Consider the following 17,462-nt stretch of genomic DNA (forward strand, 5'->3'; position numbering starts at 1 on the left):
AATGAGTAAGAAGAAAATAGTTTTTATGGGAACACCAAAATTTGCAGTTCCTATTTTAGAGATGTTAATAGAAAATTATGGTGTTGATTTAGTAATTACTCAACCTGATAAAAAAGTTGGTAGAAAAAAAATATTAACACCACCACCAGTTAAAGAAGTTGCTGTAGCTCATGATATAAGAGTTCTACAACCAGAAAATATTTCTAAAGATGAAGATACATTAAATGAATTAAAGCAATTAAACCCTGATATTATTATTACAGCGGCCTATGGACAGTTAGTTCCTGAAAGTATCTTAGAAATTCCAAAGTATAAATGTATTAATGTTCATGGTTCATTGCTACCAAAATTACGAGGAGGAGCACCTATACAGTATTCAATTATTGAAGATCATAAGAAAACTGGAATTACGATAATGTATATGGTGAAAAAACTTGATGCAGGTGATATGATATCGAAGGTTGAAGTAGATATATTAGATAGTGACAACTACGAAACTTTACATGATAAGTTGTCTATTACAGGACGAGATTTATTGAATGAAACACTACCTAATATTTTCTCAGGTAATATTTCACCCGAAAAACAGGATGATAATGAAGCTACGTTTGCTAGTAACATATTACGTGAAGACGAAAAGATTGATTGGAACTGTACAGCAAGAGAAATATTTAATAAGGTTCGTGCTCTTGATCCAATGCCGGGTGCATTTACGCACTTAGATAATAATATATTAAAAATATGGAGTAGCGAAGAAACTTCATTAAATGAAGAAATACCATTTGAAGCTGTTGGTACAATAATCAAACAGGATAAAAAAAATATTTATGTCTTATGTGGTAATAACACGGTTCTAAAAATTAAAGAATTACAAGTATCTGGAAAAAAACGTATGCCAGTAACTAACTTTTTATCAAATAAAAAGAATTATGTAGGTATAACATTAGGAGAAATTAATGAGTAATATAAATGCCAGAAAAGTTGCGTATGATACGTTATATGAGATATTTTATAATGAGGCATATAGTAATATTACACTTAATAAATTTTTTAAACAAAATAGAATTGAAGAGCAAAACAAAAGATTTATTAGTGAAATAGTTTATGGTACATTAAAGAATAAATTATTTTTAGAACATATTTTAAAAACATATAGCAAAGGCAGAGTAAAGCCTAAAGTAAAAGTAATATTATTAATGAGTATTTACCAAATTAAATTTATGGATAAGACTCCTAATTTTGCTGTAATTGATGAAGCGGTAAAACTATCAAAAAAAATTGCTGGTAATATTACAGGAAAATTTGTTAACGGAATATTGAGAAATATTGAAAGAAATATTAATGATTTAGCATTAAAGTACAAAAATAATGAAGAACAATTTTGCGTTGAAAATAGTTGTCCATTTGAGTTATATAAAATTTTAGTAGATCAATATGGAAATAATAAAGCAAAAGCTATTATTGAATCTTTTAATAATAAAAGTGAAAATAGTATCAGATATAATCCCATTAAAGTAACTAAGAAGGAATTACTAGACATCCTTGGTAATGAAGCTAAAGAAAGTACTATTTGTGAAGATAGTATAATTATAGATAAATTAGACATTAACGGCAAATATTTTAAAGAAGGATATTATATTATACAAGATGAGGCCAGTGCCTTAGTAGCTTGCTCTATTGGTGAAAATATTGAAGAAAAATATAAGATACTTGATACATGTGCTGCACCTGGAGGAAAAAGTTTACATATTGCAAGTAAATATTTAAATTCTACTTTAATTTCATGTGATAAATATATACATAAATTAGCTTTAATTAAAGATAATATTACAAGACTTGGTATTACTAATATAAATGTAAAAGAACAAGACGCAACTAACATGAATAGTAATTTTATTAATAATTTTGATATAGTAGTTTGTGATGTACCATGTTCGGGTATTGGTGTTATAAAAAACAAACCAGAAATAAAGTATAAAATTACTAATAAATATATAGAGGATATCTCTAAATTACAATATCAAATATTAGAAAATAGTAAAAACTATGTAAAAAAAGGTGGAATACTTATGTATTCTACTTGTACGATAGATAAGAGAGAAAATATTGAAAATATAGAGCGCTTTTTGAAAGAAAATAAAAATTTTGTATTAGATAAAATTAATCTAATAAATAGTGACGTAAAAGTAAACGACAATGGCGTATTAGAAATATTGCCTGATGATTATAATTGTGATGGTTTTTTCATTGCAAAACTTAGAAAACTGGAGGAAAAATGTTAATATCAGATTTTAAAGGTTATAAGAAGTCTAGATGGCTAAAAGATTTTGAAAAAATGTCTATATATTCTATAAGATTAGATCAACTTGAAGAATATATGATAAGCATTGGAGAAAAGAAATTTAGGGCAAAACAAATATTTGATTGGTTATATAAAAAGAGAGTTACTGATTTCTCAGAAATGAAAAATATACCAAAATCATTACAAGAAAAACTAAAAGATGAGTTTGAAATAACAACCCTAAATACTATAATAAAACAAGAATCAGCTGATGGTACTATGAAGTTCCTATTTGAGCTACAAGATAAATTCACAATAGAAAGTGTTTTAATGAGAAATAAATACGGTAATTCTTTATGTGTCACAACACAGGTAGGTTGTCGTATAGGGTGTACATTTTGTGCATCAACACTTGGAGGACTTAAAAGAAACTTAGAGGCTGGAGAAATTGTATCTCAAGTTCTTAAAGTTCAACAAGAATTAGATAAAAAAGGTGAGCGTATTTCAAGTATTGTAATAATGGGAATTGGTGAACCATTTGAAAACTATGATGAAATGATGGATTTCATCAAAATAGTCAATAGTGATGAAAGCTTTAATATTGGAGCAAGACACATTACAGTATCTACATCAGGAATTGTTCCAAGAATTTATGATTTTGCAAATGAGAATATTCAAATTAATTTTGCTGTTTCTTTACACGCACCTACTAATGAATTACGAAGTAAAATAATGCCGGTTAATAGGGCGTATAATATAGATAAATTAATGGAAGCATTAAGATATTATCAAAAAACAACAAATAGACGTATTACTTTTGAATATGGTTTAATGGGGAAAGTAAATGATCAAAAAGAACATGCAGAAAAATTATCTGAAATTATTAAAGGGATAAATTGTCATGTTAACTTAATTCCTATTAACTATGTACCAGAAAGAAACTATGTAAGAACAAGCAAAAATGATATTTTCGCTTTTGAAAAAATTCTTAAAAAGAATAAAGTTAATGTAACTATTAGAAGAACACAAGGTGATGATATTGACGCTGCGTGTGGACAATTAAGAGCAAAAGAACGTAAAGACGAGGTAAAAGGAGGAATTCCAGATGCCACTAGTATATTCGTATAATAGTAATAAAGGTAGAAAAAATAAAAATGAAGATGCGGTAAGTGTCGTAAAAAATAAACAAGCTGAAGCTTTAGCTATAATATGTGATGGAGTTGGAAGTCACAGTAATGCTGCATATTCAAGTAATTATATAGTATCTACTTTAGAAAAAGAGTGGAAAGATATAACTTTTGCTAATTTTAATAATATGAAAAATTGGCTGTATGATAAGATTGAAAAATTAAATAAAGAGTTATTTGAAAAATCACAATCAAGCAATAAAAAAATGGGTACAACTATCGTTGTTTTAGCAACATTTGGTGATAAATTTGTTGTTTATAATATAGGTGATAGTCGTGCGTATGGAATAACTAATGACGATGACATGAAAGTTATTACTGTAGAGGATTCTTTTGTTGGTGCGTTAATAAGTGCAGGAGCTATAACTGAAGATGAAGCTAAAACTCATCCAGAAAAACATGTACTTACTCAAGCACTTGCAACAAAAGAAAAAATTAATTTACATACATTTATAGACGAATTAGAAAGTTATGATTATTTTATAATTTGTTCAGATGGATTAACGAATATGATTGAAAAAGAAGAGATAAAAGATATTATACGTAATGAAGAATTATCTGTTGCTGTTGAAAAGTTAATTGATCTAAGTGTAGAACGTGGAGGAATTGATAATATTTCCGTTGCGATCTTAAATAATTTAAGGGGTGATAGTAATGATAGACAAAATGATATGTAACAGATATAAAATTATAGATCATCTAGGTACAGGAGGGATGGCCACAGTTTGGCTAGGTTATGATACTATCCTAGATAGAAATGTTGCTATAAAAACTTTCAAGATTGATGCAAATGATGAGGATGCGGTAAAAAGATTTAATAGGGAAGCCAAAGCAGTGACAAGCTTATCACATCCTAATATAGTATCAATATATGATGTTGAAAATGAAGGAGATTTCTATTATTTAATTCTTGAATATGTTGAGGGGATGACACTTAAAGATTATATGATGAAAAATCCTAAAATGCCAATTGAAACTATAGTACATATATCTAAACAAATTGCAGACGGATTATGTCACGCTCACCAAAACGGGATTATTCATAGAGATATAAAACCACAGAATATATTAATGAATGAAAATCTTACATGTAAAATTACAGATTTTGGAATAGCAAGAGCTTATGGAGATACTACTCTTACTCAAACTAATCAAATGCTAGGAACAGTTTATTATTTATCACCTGAGCAAGCTAGAGGGAATGTAGCAACAGCACAAAGTGATATTTATTCTTTAGGTATTTTAATTTTTGAAATGATTACAGGACAAATTCCATTTAAAGGAGAATCAGCAGTAGCAATTGCATTAAAACATCTTCAAGAAGAGTTACCTGATATTGATAAATTTAGAGAAAATGTTCCACAAAGTGTAAAAAATATTGTTCTTAAGGCAACAATGAAGAATCCAAATGAGAGATACATTAGTTCTAAAGAATTAGCTGAAGATTTAGAGACAGTATTAAATCCGGAAAGATTATACGAAAATAAATATACTGGCTTTAGAATACCAGAAGAAAATGCCAGTGCTGCATATAATCAAACTCAATATATAGATACTCGTAATATTGAACCATATTATGAGCCTAATTATTCAGAAACTGGTCAGTATAATAACTATCCTGATGAGAATTATAGAAACAATAATAATTATAATAATAACAATAATAATATCCCTAATAACAATAATAATAGTGGGAAAAATCAAAAAAATAGCTATAGTAATTTAGGGAATAAAGAGAAAAAACAACCATCTAAAGTAAAACATGTTATTTTAGCGTTGTTAGCTATTATATTTATTGTAGTTGGAGCTTTCTTCGCATATAACTATATTGTAGGTGCTGATAGTGTTTCTGCTCCTGAAGTTCGTAATAAAACATTAGAAGAAGCTAAAGTAACGATTGTTAAAGCAGGATTAGAAGTAGGGGATGTTACTGAAGTAGCGAGTGATGATGTAAAAGAAAATACTGTTATCGATAGTGATCCTAAAGCAGGTAAAAAGGTTAGAAAAGGTTCTAAAGTGGACCTAAGGGTTTCTTCAGGTAAGAAAACAGTAGATATGCCAAACTATGTTGGATTAGATGAAGATACTGCTAAAAGAAATGCATCAAAATTAGGATTTAAAAATGTTACTGTTGAGAAAGTAGAAAGTAATAATTATGATAGTGGTAAGGTAGTAGCCCAAAACATTTCTGCTGGTTCAGAAATTGTACCAAATGAAAAAGAACTTATTTTACAAGTCTCATCTGGTAAGAAAAAAGTTACTATGCCTAACTTGGTTAATCAATCTAGTCAAGTAGCTCAAAGTACAATAGCATCATACGGCTTTAGAAATGTAACTTATAAAGAAGAGTACTCAGATAAAGAGGCTGGAACAGTAATATCTCAAAGTATTAGAAGCGGAGCAAGTATCGTTCCAGGGGAAGAAAGTTTAGAAATTGTAATTTCTAAAGGTAAGAAACCATCAACTAATACTAATACTAATTCTAATGATAAAGATGATTCATCTAATAACAAGAATACAAACAATTCTACTAACGATAAAAACAGTACTACTAATAATAATTCAAATAGCAATAACAACAGTAGTAATAGTAACAATAATTCAAATAATAAAAATAACAAAGATTAATAATAGTGGAGTAGGGTTATATTATCCTACTCCATAAATTCTAAGAATTTAACGTGGTAATTATATATGAATATGACATTAAAAAAGAAATTAGAGTTTTTACCGGATAGCCCGGGCTGCTATATTTATAGAGATAATATAGGTGAAATTATTTATGTAGGTAAAGCAAAAAATTTAAAAAATAGAGTTAAAAGTTATTTTACAGGAACGCATAATAAAAAAACTCAAGTATTGGTATCTAAAATCGAGGACTTAGAGTATATAATAGTTAACTCTGAAAAGGAAGCATTAATTCTAGAAAATAATTTAATAAAAAAATATAGACCGTATTTTAACATTAGATTAAAGGATGATAAGAGTTATCCATATTTAATGATTACTAAGGAAGAAAATCCTAGACTTCTTATGACTAGAAAATACAAAAAAAGTAATAAGAATATTTATTTTGGGCCATATGTTGATATAAAATCAGCGAATGAAGTGAAAAAAATTTTAGATAAAGTATACCCTTTACGCCGCTGTAACCCTATTGAAAAAAGACCATGTATGTATTATCAAATAGGTGAATGTATAGGTCCTTGTGCAAGAAAAGTATCTCAGGAAGAGTATCGTGAAAGAATAAATAAGATTAAATCTTTTTTAAGCGGTGATACTTCTGAAATTCTTGAAGATTTAAATAAAAAAATGAAAGAGCATATTCAGAATCTTGAATTTGAAGCGGCACAACAAATACATAGTTATATAAAATCTATAGAAATTTCTATTCAAAAACAAGTTATTACCGATAGTAAAAACATAGATAGAGACTATATAGGATTCAGCTATAATAAAGAATATATATGTATTCAAATTTTCTTATCACGTATGGGGAATATTATTGAAAGGAAAGTAGAGTATTTTAACTTATATGATACTCCAGAACAAATACTATATTCATATCTAATTCAATATTATACATTAAATAAATTACCTAAAGAAATATATGTTGATGGTTTAGATATAGATTTATTAAATGAGATTTTTTCTTCAAAAGTAATTTCTCCAAAGCGTGGAAATCATAAAAAAATACTAGATACAGTTGTAGAAAATGCAAATTACTTTTTAAATAATAATTTAGAAGTAGAAGAACTAAAATCTAGGAAATTGCAAGTTACACTTAATAACATTGCAGAGAAATTAGGAGTTAAATCAATAAATAGTATAGATGCATTTGATAACTCAAATATTATGGGAGTGGATGCTGTTTCTGTTAAGGTTAATTTTACAAATGGTAAGAAAAATACGTATAATTATAGAAAATTTAAAATAAAAGAAACTGTTGGTATTAATGATATAGAGACTATGAAAGAAGTTCTTTATAGGAATTATAAAAATAAGAAAACAAATACTGAATTAATCATAGTAGATGGTGGTAAAAATCATCTAAATGCTGCTATAGAAATTGTACACGAGAAACTTGGGTTAAATCATATTAAAATCATTGGATTAGCTAAAAATGATAAACATATTACAGAATATATTATAACTGATGATTATGAAATATTAGAATTTCCAAAAACCTCAGCTGAATATTTGTTTTTAAAACAAATACAAGATGAAGTACATAGATTTGCAATAACATATCATAGAGCGACTAAAACAAAAAATATGTTTAATTCTAGCTTAGATAGTATAGAAGGTATTGGTAAGGTAAGAAAGAATATATTATTAAAATCATTCGCGTCTATTGAAGAAATTAAAAATGCACCAGAAGAAAAATTAATAGCTTTAGGAATTCCTAAAAATACTATAATTAAATTAAAAAATGAATTATAAAAATTAAGTTATCCATATTTATAAATAAAATAATACGGATAACTTAATTTTTTTGTAATAATCTATAGTAATATCATAAAAAGTATGGTATAATAACTTAAAAGATTATAAAAAAGTCGAGGAGGCAACTATGAAATTTTTATCGTTTAGTTATAACAATGAAGAACTATATGGAGTAAAAGTAAAACGTGAAGAAAGTGCATGGAATTTAATTAAAGTATTAGAAGATTTTGATAATGAAAATGTTATCCCTAAAACATTAAGAGAAGCTATTGAAGTATATGGAGTTTCTTTTATTGAAAAAATTAGAAAAGTTTTAAAAGTTGTAGAAGAAAGTGGAAATGCTGAAAAATATAAAGTTTCATTTGATGAAATTATTTGGCGTTCACCTATAACAAGAACACCTAAAAATGTACTTTGTGTTGGACATAATTATGAGGCACATGTTAATGAATTAGGAGATGAGTTGGCAAAAACTCCTAAAGATGTACTTATTTTTACAAAATCACCAACAGCACTAGCTGGTAATAATGAAGTAGTTCCATCTCATAAATCAATAACAGATAGTTTAGATTTTGGTGGGGAGCTAGCTGTTGTTATTGCTAAACCAGGTAAAAATATTCTTAAACCACTTGTATTAGATTATATTTTTGGTTATACAATTATGAATGATATTACAGCTACTGATCTTCAGTACAAACATGGACAATTTTTCTTAGGGAAATCATTAGAAAAATCAGCAGTTGTTGGTCCATATTTAGTTACTAAAGATGAAGTAAGTTCTCCTGAATCTATGAGTATTGTTACAAAAGTAAATGGAGAAATTAGACAAAATGCAATGACTTCTGAGATGTTATTTAGAGTAGATGATGTATTATCAGAAATTAGTAAGATTGTTCCATTAGAAGCAGGTGATATTATTGCTACAGGAACACCAGCAGGAGTTGGTTCTGCACAAAATCCTCCTAAGTTTTTAAAACAAGGAGATGAAATTAAAATAACAGTTGAAGGAATAGGGACTTTAACTACAGTTATTGGCGAATAGAAGAAAGGATAAATCATGGCTAAAAAAGCAAAAGACAAACAAGTTACACATATAGAAAAAGAAGATTTAAAAGCACGTCAGGCTGCAATTAATGAAGCAATTAAAGTTATAGAAAAAGAATATGGTAAAGGTGCTATAATGGATATTTCTTCAGAAAATCCAATTAAAGTAGAGGCAGTTTCTTCTGGTTCTCTAGCTATAGACTCAGCACTAGGAATAGGTGGATATCCAAAAGGAAGAATAGTGGAAGTCTATGGACCAGAGTCTTCTGGGAAAACAACTATAGCTCTACATGCTATCGCAGAAGTTCAAAAAACTGGAGGAATTGCAGCATTTATCGATGCAGAGAATGCACTTGATATTGAATATGCTAAAGCTTTAGGTGTTGACTTTACACCAGGTAAATTCTTCTTATCTCAACCTGATAGTGGTGAGCAAGCATTAGATATTGCTGAAAAATTAATTTTATCAGGTGCAATTGATATTATAGTTATCGACTCAGTAGCTGCATTAGTACCAAAAGCAGAAATTGATGGTGTCATGGGAGCAAATCATATTGGTTTACAAGCTCGTCTTATGTCACAAGCATTAAGAAAATTAACTGGACAAATAAATAAAGCTAATACAATTGCTTTATTTATAAATCAACTACGTGAAAAAGTTGGAGTAATGTTTGGGAGCCCTGAAGTTACAACTGGAGGACGTGCATTAAAATTCTACTCAACAGTAAGAATTGATGTTCGTAAAGGAGAAGCAATAAAAGGTGCTGACAGTGAAATATTAGGAAATAGAACAAAAATTAAGATAGTTAAAAATAAAGTTGCTCCTCCATTTAAAATTGCAGAAGTTGATATTATGTTTGGAGAAGGAATATCAAAAATTGGTGAAACACTTGACTTTGCTGTGGATTTAGATATTATTAATAAATCTGGATCATGGTTCTCATATAACGGAGAAAGACTAGGTCAAGGTAGAGAAAATGTAAAAAAAGTATTTGAAGAAAATGAAGAGTTATATAATGAAATTTATGATTTAGTAAGGGCAGAAATATTGAATAAAACAGGTAATAAAGAAACTTCAACTGAAGATGTTGAAGCTGATGAACTAGATTTAGGGATTGAAAATTTAGGTGAGGTAGAATAATAGATATATGAATAAAAGATTATTTAAAATAGTATTATGGTTGATGATATTTGCAATATTGGCTAGTGGATTTATTTCTGCAATTGCAATATTTCTATAATACAATAAGGTTAATGATAAGAACTCAGAGCTATTCTGAGTTTTTATTTTGAAAATGTGATAGAATATAATTATATAAAAACTAGGAGAAATACAGTGAATTTAGTACAAAATATGAATGAAAATCAATTAAAGGCTATACTAAAAACTGAGGGTGCTGTTATGGTAATAGCAGGAGCTGGAAGTGGAAAAACTCGTGTTCTGACAAATAGGATAGCATACTTAATTTCTGAAAAAAATGTTTTAGAAAGTAATATCTTAGCAATTACATTTACCAATAAAGCAGCAAAAGAAATGAAAGAGAGAATCTATAGTCTTGTTGGAGAAACCTCAAAGTATATTTGGATTAATACTTTCCATTCAATGTGTGTAAGAATTTTAAGACAAAATATAGAATTGCTTGGATACAATAAAAATTTCACAATATTAGATGTAAGTGAGCAAAAATTAATTATTAAAAATATACTAAAAGAGTTAAATCTATCAGAAGATTCATATCAACCAAATAACATATTAAAAATCATATCAAAAGCTAAAAATAATATGACAAGTGTTAGCGATATGCGCAGCCAGTCTAGATTTGGTTTTATGAAAAATGTAGCTGAAATTTATGGACATTATCAAAACTATTTAAAGAAAAATAGTGTATTAGATTTTGATGATTTAATGCTAAAAACAATAGTCCTTTTTGAAAAACATCCTGAAGTACTAAGTATTTATCAAAATAAATTCCAGTATATTCATGTTGATGAGTATCAGGACACTAATGTTATACAATATAAACTTATAAAAATGTTATCAGCAGTACACAAAAATGTTTGTGTAGTTGGTGATGATGATCAAAGTATTTATAGCTGGCGTGGAGCCTGTAGCGATAATATTATAAACTTTGAAAAAGATTATGATAATGTTGAATTAATATTCTTAGATCAAAATTATCGTTCTAATTCAACTATTTTAGATGCCGCTAATGCAGTGATAAAAAATAATACTGAACGAAAAGAAAAAGCATTGTGGTCTGAGAATAAAAGTAATAGAAAAATATCTATTTATGGTGCTTTAAATGATAAAGATGAAACAGATGATATAGCTAGAAAAATATTAGAATTAAATAAAGAAGGCATAAAATTTAGAGATATGGCAATTTTATATCGAGCTAACTTTTTATCGCGTTCAATGGAGAATTCATGTTTATCGTTCGGTATACCATATAAGCTTATAGGGTCATTAAAATTCTTACAACGTCAAGAAATACGTGACTTATTAGCGTATTTAAATGTTATAGTAAATAGAGATGATGAATTTAGTTTAAGAAGAATAATTAATGTTCCTAAAAGAGGAATTGGGGCAACCTCAATGGAAAAAATAGATAAGTATGCTAATGAATATGGACTATCATTATTTGAAGCTCTAGAAAATATTGATATGATTGGAGTTTCTAAAAAGATAACTACTAATGTTCATTTATTAACTAACTTAATAAAAAAATACTCTAATACTGAAAATTATTCAATTGATGAACTTATTATTGGAATTTATAAGGATTCAGGTTATGAAAATATGCTTAAAGAATCATCGGATCCTTACGCAGAAAGTAGAATTGAAAATATATCAGAGTTAGTTTCATCTGCGAAGCAGTTTTCAAGTATGAATGATAGCTTAATAGATTTTATATCAGAAATGTCACTGACTTCTGATGCTGATGATGAAAATATTGAGGATGCTGTAGTTTTATCAACTATACATGCAGCTAAAGGACTTGAATATGATGTAGTATTTATAATGGGACTTGAAGAAAGTTTATTCCCGTCTATAAGAGATGCAGATAGTAGTGAAGATGAAAGGAATAAAATGGAGGAAGAACGTCGATTAGCATATGTTGCAATAACAAGAGCTAAGGAAAGATTATTTATGTCTTTTGCAAACAGACGTATGCAATTTGGTTCAATAAAAATGAATAGGAAATCACGATTTATTGATGAAGTACCAAAGGAACTTACTCATTTCGAGTCCGCTTTTGGCTCAACTTCATCAGATAAAAAAGATTCAAATATTGAACAAGCAAATAGATTTATAAGTAATCTTAGTCCAAAAATTAATATTACTAAAAAAACTAAACTATCAAATGACATGAACTATAGCACTGGTGATATAGTATTACATAAGAAATTTGGTGAAGGAAAAGTATTAGACATAAAAACTGATAGTGTAAAAGTAGAATTTGATGAAGTTGGTGTTAAGATACTTCTTATAGAATATGCTAATTTGACTAGAAAGGACTAGTACTTAAATGAAAGAAATAAAAGAAGAGATTTATAAACTAGTAAAATTATTAAATAAGTATTCTTATGATTATTACGTTGAGGATAATCCTCAAATAAGTGATACTGAATATGATACACTTTATAAGCAACTCGAAAAACTAGAGAAAGAATATCCAGAGTTAATTCAAGAGAATTCACCTACACAAAGAGTAGGAGATGTTGTGTTATCAGAATTTGAGAAGGTCACACACAAAGTCCCTATGTTAAGCTTGTCAAATACTTTCTCTACTGAAGATTTAAGGGACTTTGATAATCGAATAAAAAAAGTAGTAGCAGATAGAAAAATAGAATACATTTGTGAATTAAAAATTGATGGTCTTGCAATTTCAATAAACTATGAAGATGGAAAATTAATAAGTGCAGCAACTCGTGGTGATGGTACAGTTGGTGAAGAAGTTACCGAAAATATTAAGACTATATTTTCTATCCCAAAAGTATTAAAAGACAAAAAAACTTTTGAAGTCAGAGGCGAGGTATATTTACCTAAGAAATCATTTAATCTTTTAAATGAAGAACGTAAAGAGAATAATGAAGTATTATTTGCAAATCCAAGAAATGCAGCAGCAGGTTCATTAAGGCAGTTAGATTCTAAAATTACTGCCCAAAGACGATTATCAGCCTTTATATATTCAGTAGTAGGAGATAATACTATTGAATCACAATTACAAGCATTGAAAACTGCTGAAGAATATGAATTGCCTGTAAATAATAATTATAAGCTTTGTAAAAATATTGATGAAGTAATAAATTATATAGAATATTGGGATTTAAATAGAAAAAATTTACCTTATGAAATTGATGGTATTGTAATAAAAGTAAATTCATACAGTCTTCAAGAAGAGATTGGTTATACTCAAAAAAGTCCTAGATGGGCAACTGCATATAAGTTTCCAGAAGAAGAATTAGCTACAAAGTTATTAGATGTAGAACTAAGCGTGGGACGTACTGGAATTGTTACACCTGTAGCACAACTAGATCCTATTGTAATTTCTGGTTCTACTGTATCTAAAGCATCATTGCATAATAAAGATGTAATAGATGAATTAGATATTCATATTGGAGATATGGTAATTGTAAAAAAAGCAGGGGAAATAATTCCAAAGGTTGTTAGAGTATTAAAAGAATTAAGATTAGAAAATTCAGAGAAATATATAATGCCTAATCGATGCCCTTCTTGTAATAGTGAACTTGTCTCAAAGAAAGATGATCCATTTATTAGGTGTGTTAATCCTGAATGTCCTGAACAAAATATAAGAAAGATTATCCACTTTGCATCGAGAGATGCTTTAAATATTGAAGGATTGGGTGATAAAGTAGTAGCTACTCTTTATGAGCAAGGTATTATTTCTCATACAATAGATTTATTTTATTTAGAGAGAGAAAAATTAATTGATTTGGACAGGATGGGAGAAAAATCTGTAGATAATCTATTAACAGCAATTGAAAACTCAAAGAATAGTTCTTTAGATAAGGTTATTTATGCACTAGGTATATTAAATGTTGGTAAAAAGGCTGCTAAAATACTTGCTGAAAAGTATTTAAACTTAACAACTTTAATGACGGCGACTGTTGATGAATTAATTAATTTACCAGATATTGGTTTAATCACAGCAGAATCAGTTATTGACTTCCTATCTAATGAAATAAATATAAAATTTATAAACGATTTAATTTCAATAGGTATGGATCCTCAATATGAAGTTCAAAAAATTGAAGATGATAATATATTTAGTGGGAAAACAATTGTTTTAACAGGAAAATTGGTTGAATTAACACGAAATGAAGCAAAAGAGTATCTGGAAAAATTAGGAGCAAAAGTAACAGGAAGTGTAACAACAAAAACAGATTTAGTTTTAGCAGGGGAAAAGGCAGGTTCAAAATTAGCAAAGGCAGAACAATTAGGTATTCAAGTAATAAGTGAAGAAGAGTTTATTTCTATGTTAGGAGAGAAGAAAGTAAATGGATAATAAATTACCGTATAAAGTCTTTGGTTTGGTAATAGCATTTGTTTCAATAATTACTTTTTTTATAATGAATTATAATGCTGTTCCCGTATCATTTATATTTTTTACATTAAAACTCCCATTAACACTAGTATTTTTTACATGTTTCTTTTTGGGAGCAATTATAGCAAGTATTTTTTGGTACCAAAGATATAAAACATTAGAGAGAAAATATGAAAGAACATCTAAATTATTATTTAGTAAAGAAAAATTAGAAGATGAATAGTTATTTAATTATTATGATAGATTAGGAGAATAGAGGCGAAAAAATGGGACTTAAATATAATTGGAATTATCCTCAATATGATGAAACTTTTTTGAATGATTTAAAAGAATATAATATATCGGAAAATATTGCTAAAATACTAAATTCTAGAGGTATTAATAAAATTGAAGAAGTAAAGAAATATTTTTCTGATAATTATGAGGAAGGTTATGATCCTTTTTTAATGCATGATATGAAACGAGCAGTTGAAAGAATAAATAATGCTATAGAAAATGAGGAAAAAATCCTTGTTTATGGTGATTATGATGCTGATGGAATTACTTCTACTGTTCTACTAGTAGAAACTTTAGTTTCGCTAGGAGCTAATGTATCTTCATATATTCCAAATCGTTTTGAAGAAGGGTATGGTCCTAATAAAGATGCTTTTTCTAAAATAATTAAATCAGGAATTAGTCTTATAATTACTGTGGATAATGGTATAGCAGGAGTGGATGAAGTAGAATTAGCAAATAACCTTGGTTGTGATGTTATTATTACTGATCACCATAAAATTCAAGATGAAATTCCAAAAGCATATGCAGTTATTCATCCAGAGCATCCAGAGGGGCAATATCCATTTGGTAAATTAGCTGGAGTAGGTGTGGCTTTTAAATTGGCACATGCATTATTAGAAATATATCCAGATTTTTTACTAGATTTAGTAGCTATTGGAACAGTTGCAGATATGGTTTCTCTTACAGATGAAAATAGAATATTTGTAAAGCAAGGAATAGAGTTACTAAATGAAGATCCACGTATTGGAATTAAAATGTTATTAGAATTATCTAATATTACAACCAATATTGATGAACAAACTATCGGATTTTATATTGCACCTAAGCTGAACTCAATAGGAAGAATGGATAGTGCAAAGGTAGGATTGTCATTTTTAATGGCAGAAGATATTTCTGTTGCTAAATCTTTAGCAGAACAAATCGAAGAGTATAATGTTCAAAGAAAAGAGGTAACGGAAAATATTGTTAAGGATGTTATTGAAACAATAGAAAACAACGATATAAAAAATAAGAGTGTAATAATGGTCTCTGGAGATTATCATGAAGGAGTACTAGGTATTGTTGCTTCTAATATTGTTGAGCAATATCAAAGACCTGTACTTATTATGAATAATAAAGAAGGGATTTTAAAAGGCTCAGCAAGAAGTGTATTTGATTTTAATATATACACTGCAATTAATAAAATAGGAGATAAATTTATTGCTTATGGTGGGCATACACTCGCAGCTGGATTTTCTTTTGATGAGCAGAATTTTAAAGAAATAGAAAAAGCATTATGTGATGAGTTTGATGAATATAAGAATAATAATGAACTAAAATCAACCAAAAACATAGATATAGTGAGTAGCTTAGAAGAAGTAAGTTATCAATTTTTAAATTCATTGGAAGTATTAAAACCATTTGGAATGGATTTTGAGAAACCAAATATTTTATTAGAGAATGCAAAGGTAATAGAAAAAGTTTATTTTGGTGCAGATAAACAGTATTTACGTTTAACTATTGCTGATGAAGTAGGAAACTTAGAATGTATTAGTTTTAAGGATAATATGATATTTAAGGATGTAAATGTCAATGATACGATAGATTTACTTTGTACTTTAGATAAAAATTATTTTAATGGTAGAACGAAATTACAAGCACATATCATTGATATGCAAATTAAAGAGTTCCTTTTTGAGGATTTAAGATATACTAACTTTGATGAAACGACAATTAGTATAGATTCATTAAAATTATCTAAAGATATTGATAATAAACAAAGTAATTATTATTGTTATAAAGATTTAGATAATATCGATACAGAATATTCTAATATTTACCTTTTAGATATTCCACATTCACTAGAAGATATTAACAAAATTTTAGAATTAAAACCTAAAAAAATATACTTGATTTGTAATGATAAACAAATTATGTCAGAAGTTTATAAAATTGATAAATCAAGATTAGTGAAGCTGTTTAATATTGTATTAAATGCACCAAATAAACAAGTAAATATTACTCAACAATTAGATTATTTACTAAGTATACTTAAGACAAATATTAATAGTTTAAAGATTATGATTCAAATTTTTCAAGAATTGAATCTTGTAAAAATTGAGAATAATATAATAATATTAAATCCTAATTACGAAACCGTAGATCTTAGAAAATCATCAATGTATGTAAAAATGGAAAATATTTTTGAAGTTGAAAAATTACTTTTAAAAGATAGTATTATTAATATAAATAAAAAGTTTGAAAAATAGCTATTAATGTATAAGAAAAAGGATTAACTAAAATATTTTTAGTTAATCCTCAGATTGTTGACAAAAATACCGAAATATCAAGCTAGTATTGATGTTATGGTATTTTTTTTCAAAAAAAATAAGCCTTAAGGCAAAAATCCAGTAGTATTAAGAGGTTTTATACCTCTCTTAATGCTATTGTTTTCATATTTTGAACGCAACAAGACAGCCAAGCGTACGACTGTACTTTGGCTTTTCCTCTATATTGTGCATACCTGTATCCGTGATTTTGTTTAGAATCCGCAAAGCTACGTTCTATTGTTTCTTTTCTTCTCTTATACAATAGTTTTCCTTCTTTTGATATACGTCTTAACCTAGCTTCATCATAATAATCCGCATTTATATGGCGTCTTATTATTTTCTTCTCGTT

General features: G+C 27.8%; 13 protein-coding genes. 12 read left to right on the forward strand and 1 reads right to left on the reverse strand.

The features are described 5' to 3' along the window. The first annotated feature begins 1 nt into the window (after position 1). The 12 genes from fmt (at position 2) to recJ (ending at position 17,053) form a co-directional block, all read left to right on the forward strand. Positions 2–964: a methionyl-tRNA formyltransferase gene (fmt, locus tag T369_RS0103875; protein WP_031551979.1), complete on the forward strand. Its 963-nt coding sequence runs from the start codon at positions 2–4 to the stop codon at positions 962–964. Further along, entirely contained in the window at positions 957–2,282 is a 1,326-nt protein-coding gene (gene rsmB / locus T369_RS0103880) for a 16S rRNA (cytosine(967)-C(5))-methyltransferase RsmB (protein ID WP_031551982.1), read from the forward strand. The genes fmt and rsmB overlap by 8 nt, the downstream gene beginning before the upstream one ends. Further along, positions 2,276–3,409 (forward strand): dual-specificity RNA methyltransferase RlmN, encoded by a 1,134-nt coding sequence (gene rlmN, locus T369_RS0103885; protein WP_031551985.1) that lies wholly within the window; start codon positions 2,276–2,278, stop codon positions 3,407–3,409. The genes rsmB and rlmN overlap by 7 nt, the downstream gene beginning before the upstream one ends. Continuing rightward, positions 3,387–4,145, forward strand: a complete 759-nt coding sequence (locus tag T369_RS0103890) for a protein phosphatase 2C domain-containing protein (RefSeq protein ID WP_031551988.1) — start codon at positions 3,387–3,389, stop codon at positions 4,143–4,145. The genes rlmN and T369_RS0103890 overlap by 23 nt, the downstream gene beginning before the upstream one ends. After that, positions 4,123–6,096 (forward strand): Stk1 family PASTA domain-containing Ser/Thr kinase, encoded by a 1,974-nt coding sequence (gene pknB / locus T369_RS0103895; RefSeq protein ID WP_035496351.1) that lies wholly within the window; start codon positions 4,123–4,125, stop codon positions 6,094–6,096. The genes T369_RS0103890 and pknB overlap by 23 nt, the downstream gene beginning before the upstream one ends. A gap of 66 nt (positions 6,097–6,162) precedes the next feature. Next, positions 6,163–7,911 carry an excinuclease ABC subunit UvrC gene (gene uvrC, locus T369_RS0103900; RefSeq protein ID WP_031551994.1) on the forward strand — a complete coding sequence of 583 codons (1,749 nt, stop codon included), beginning with the start codon at positions 6,163–6,165 and terminating at the stop codon, positions 7,909–7,911. Between the two features lie 130 nt (positions 7,912–8,041). After that, the gene (locus tag T369_RS0103905; RefSeq protein ID WP_031551998.1) at positions 8,042–8,956 is read left to right on the forward strand and encodes a fumarylacetoacetate hydrolase family protein; all 915 of its coding nucleotides are present in this window, start codon (positions 8,042–8,044) and stop codon (positions 8,954–8,956) included. Positions 8,957–8,971: 15 nt separating this feature from the next. Then, entirely contained in the window at positions 8,972–10,099 is a 1,128-nt protein-coding gene (gene recA, locus T369_RS0103910; RefSeq protein ID WP_031552001.1) for a recombinase RecA, read from the forward strand. 195 nt (positions 10,100–10,294) lie between these two features. Further along, complete coding sequence (locus T369_RS0103915) at positions 10,295–12,481, forward strand: ATP-dependent helicase (protein ID WP_031552004.1); 2,187 nt, start codon at positions 10,295–10,297, stop codon at positions 12,479–12,481. A 7-nt stretch (positions 12,482–12,488) separates the two neighbouring features. Further along, positions 12,489–14,489, forward strand: coding sequence for an NAD-dependent DNA ligase LigA (ligA, locus tag T369_RS0103920; protein WP_031552006.1), 2,001 nt, complete (start codon positions 12,489–12,491; stop codon positions 14,487–14,489). Then, positions 14,482–14,751: a LapA family protein gene (locus T369_RS0103925; RefSeq protein WP_006365036.1), complete on the forward strand. Its 270-nt coding sequence runs from the start codon at positions 14,482–14,484 to the stop codon at positions 14,749–14,751. Before ligA ends, T369_RS0103925 begins: the two co-directional genes overlap by 8 nt. Before the next feature lie 43 nt (positions 14,752–14,794). Continuing rightward, positions 14,795–17,053, forward strand: a complete 2,259-nt coding sequence (gene recJ, locus T369_RS0103930) for a single-stranded-DNA-specific exonuclease RecJ (RefSeq protein ID WP_031552009.1) — start codon at positions 14,795–14,797, stop codon at positions 17,051–17,053. Between the two features lie 157 nt (positions 17,054–17,210). On the opposite strand, the gene T369_RS0103935 is transcribed toward recJ, so the two are convergent. Beyond that, the coding region (locus tag T369_RS0103935; RefSeq protein WP_031552012.1) for a transposase at positions 17,211–17,462 on the reverse strand (252 nt) is incomplete at its 5' end.

It is taken from the genome of Gemella sanguinis ATCC 700632, from assembly GCF_000701685.1.
Classification (GTDB): domain Bacteria; phylum Bacillota; class Bacilli; order Staphylococcales; family Gemellaceae; genus Gemella; species Gemella sanguinis.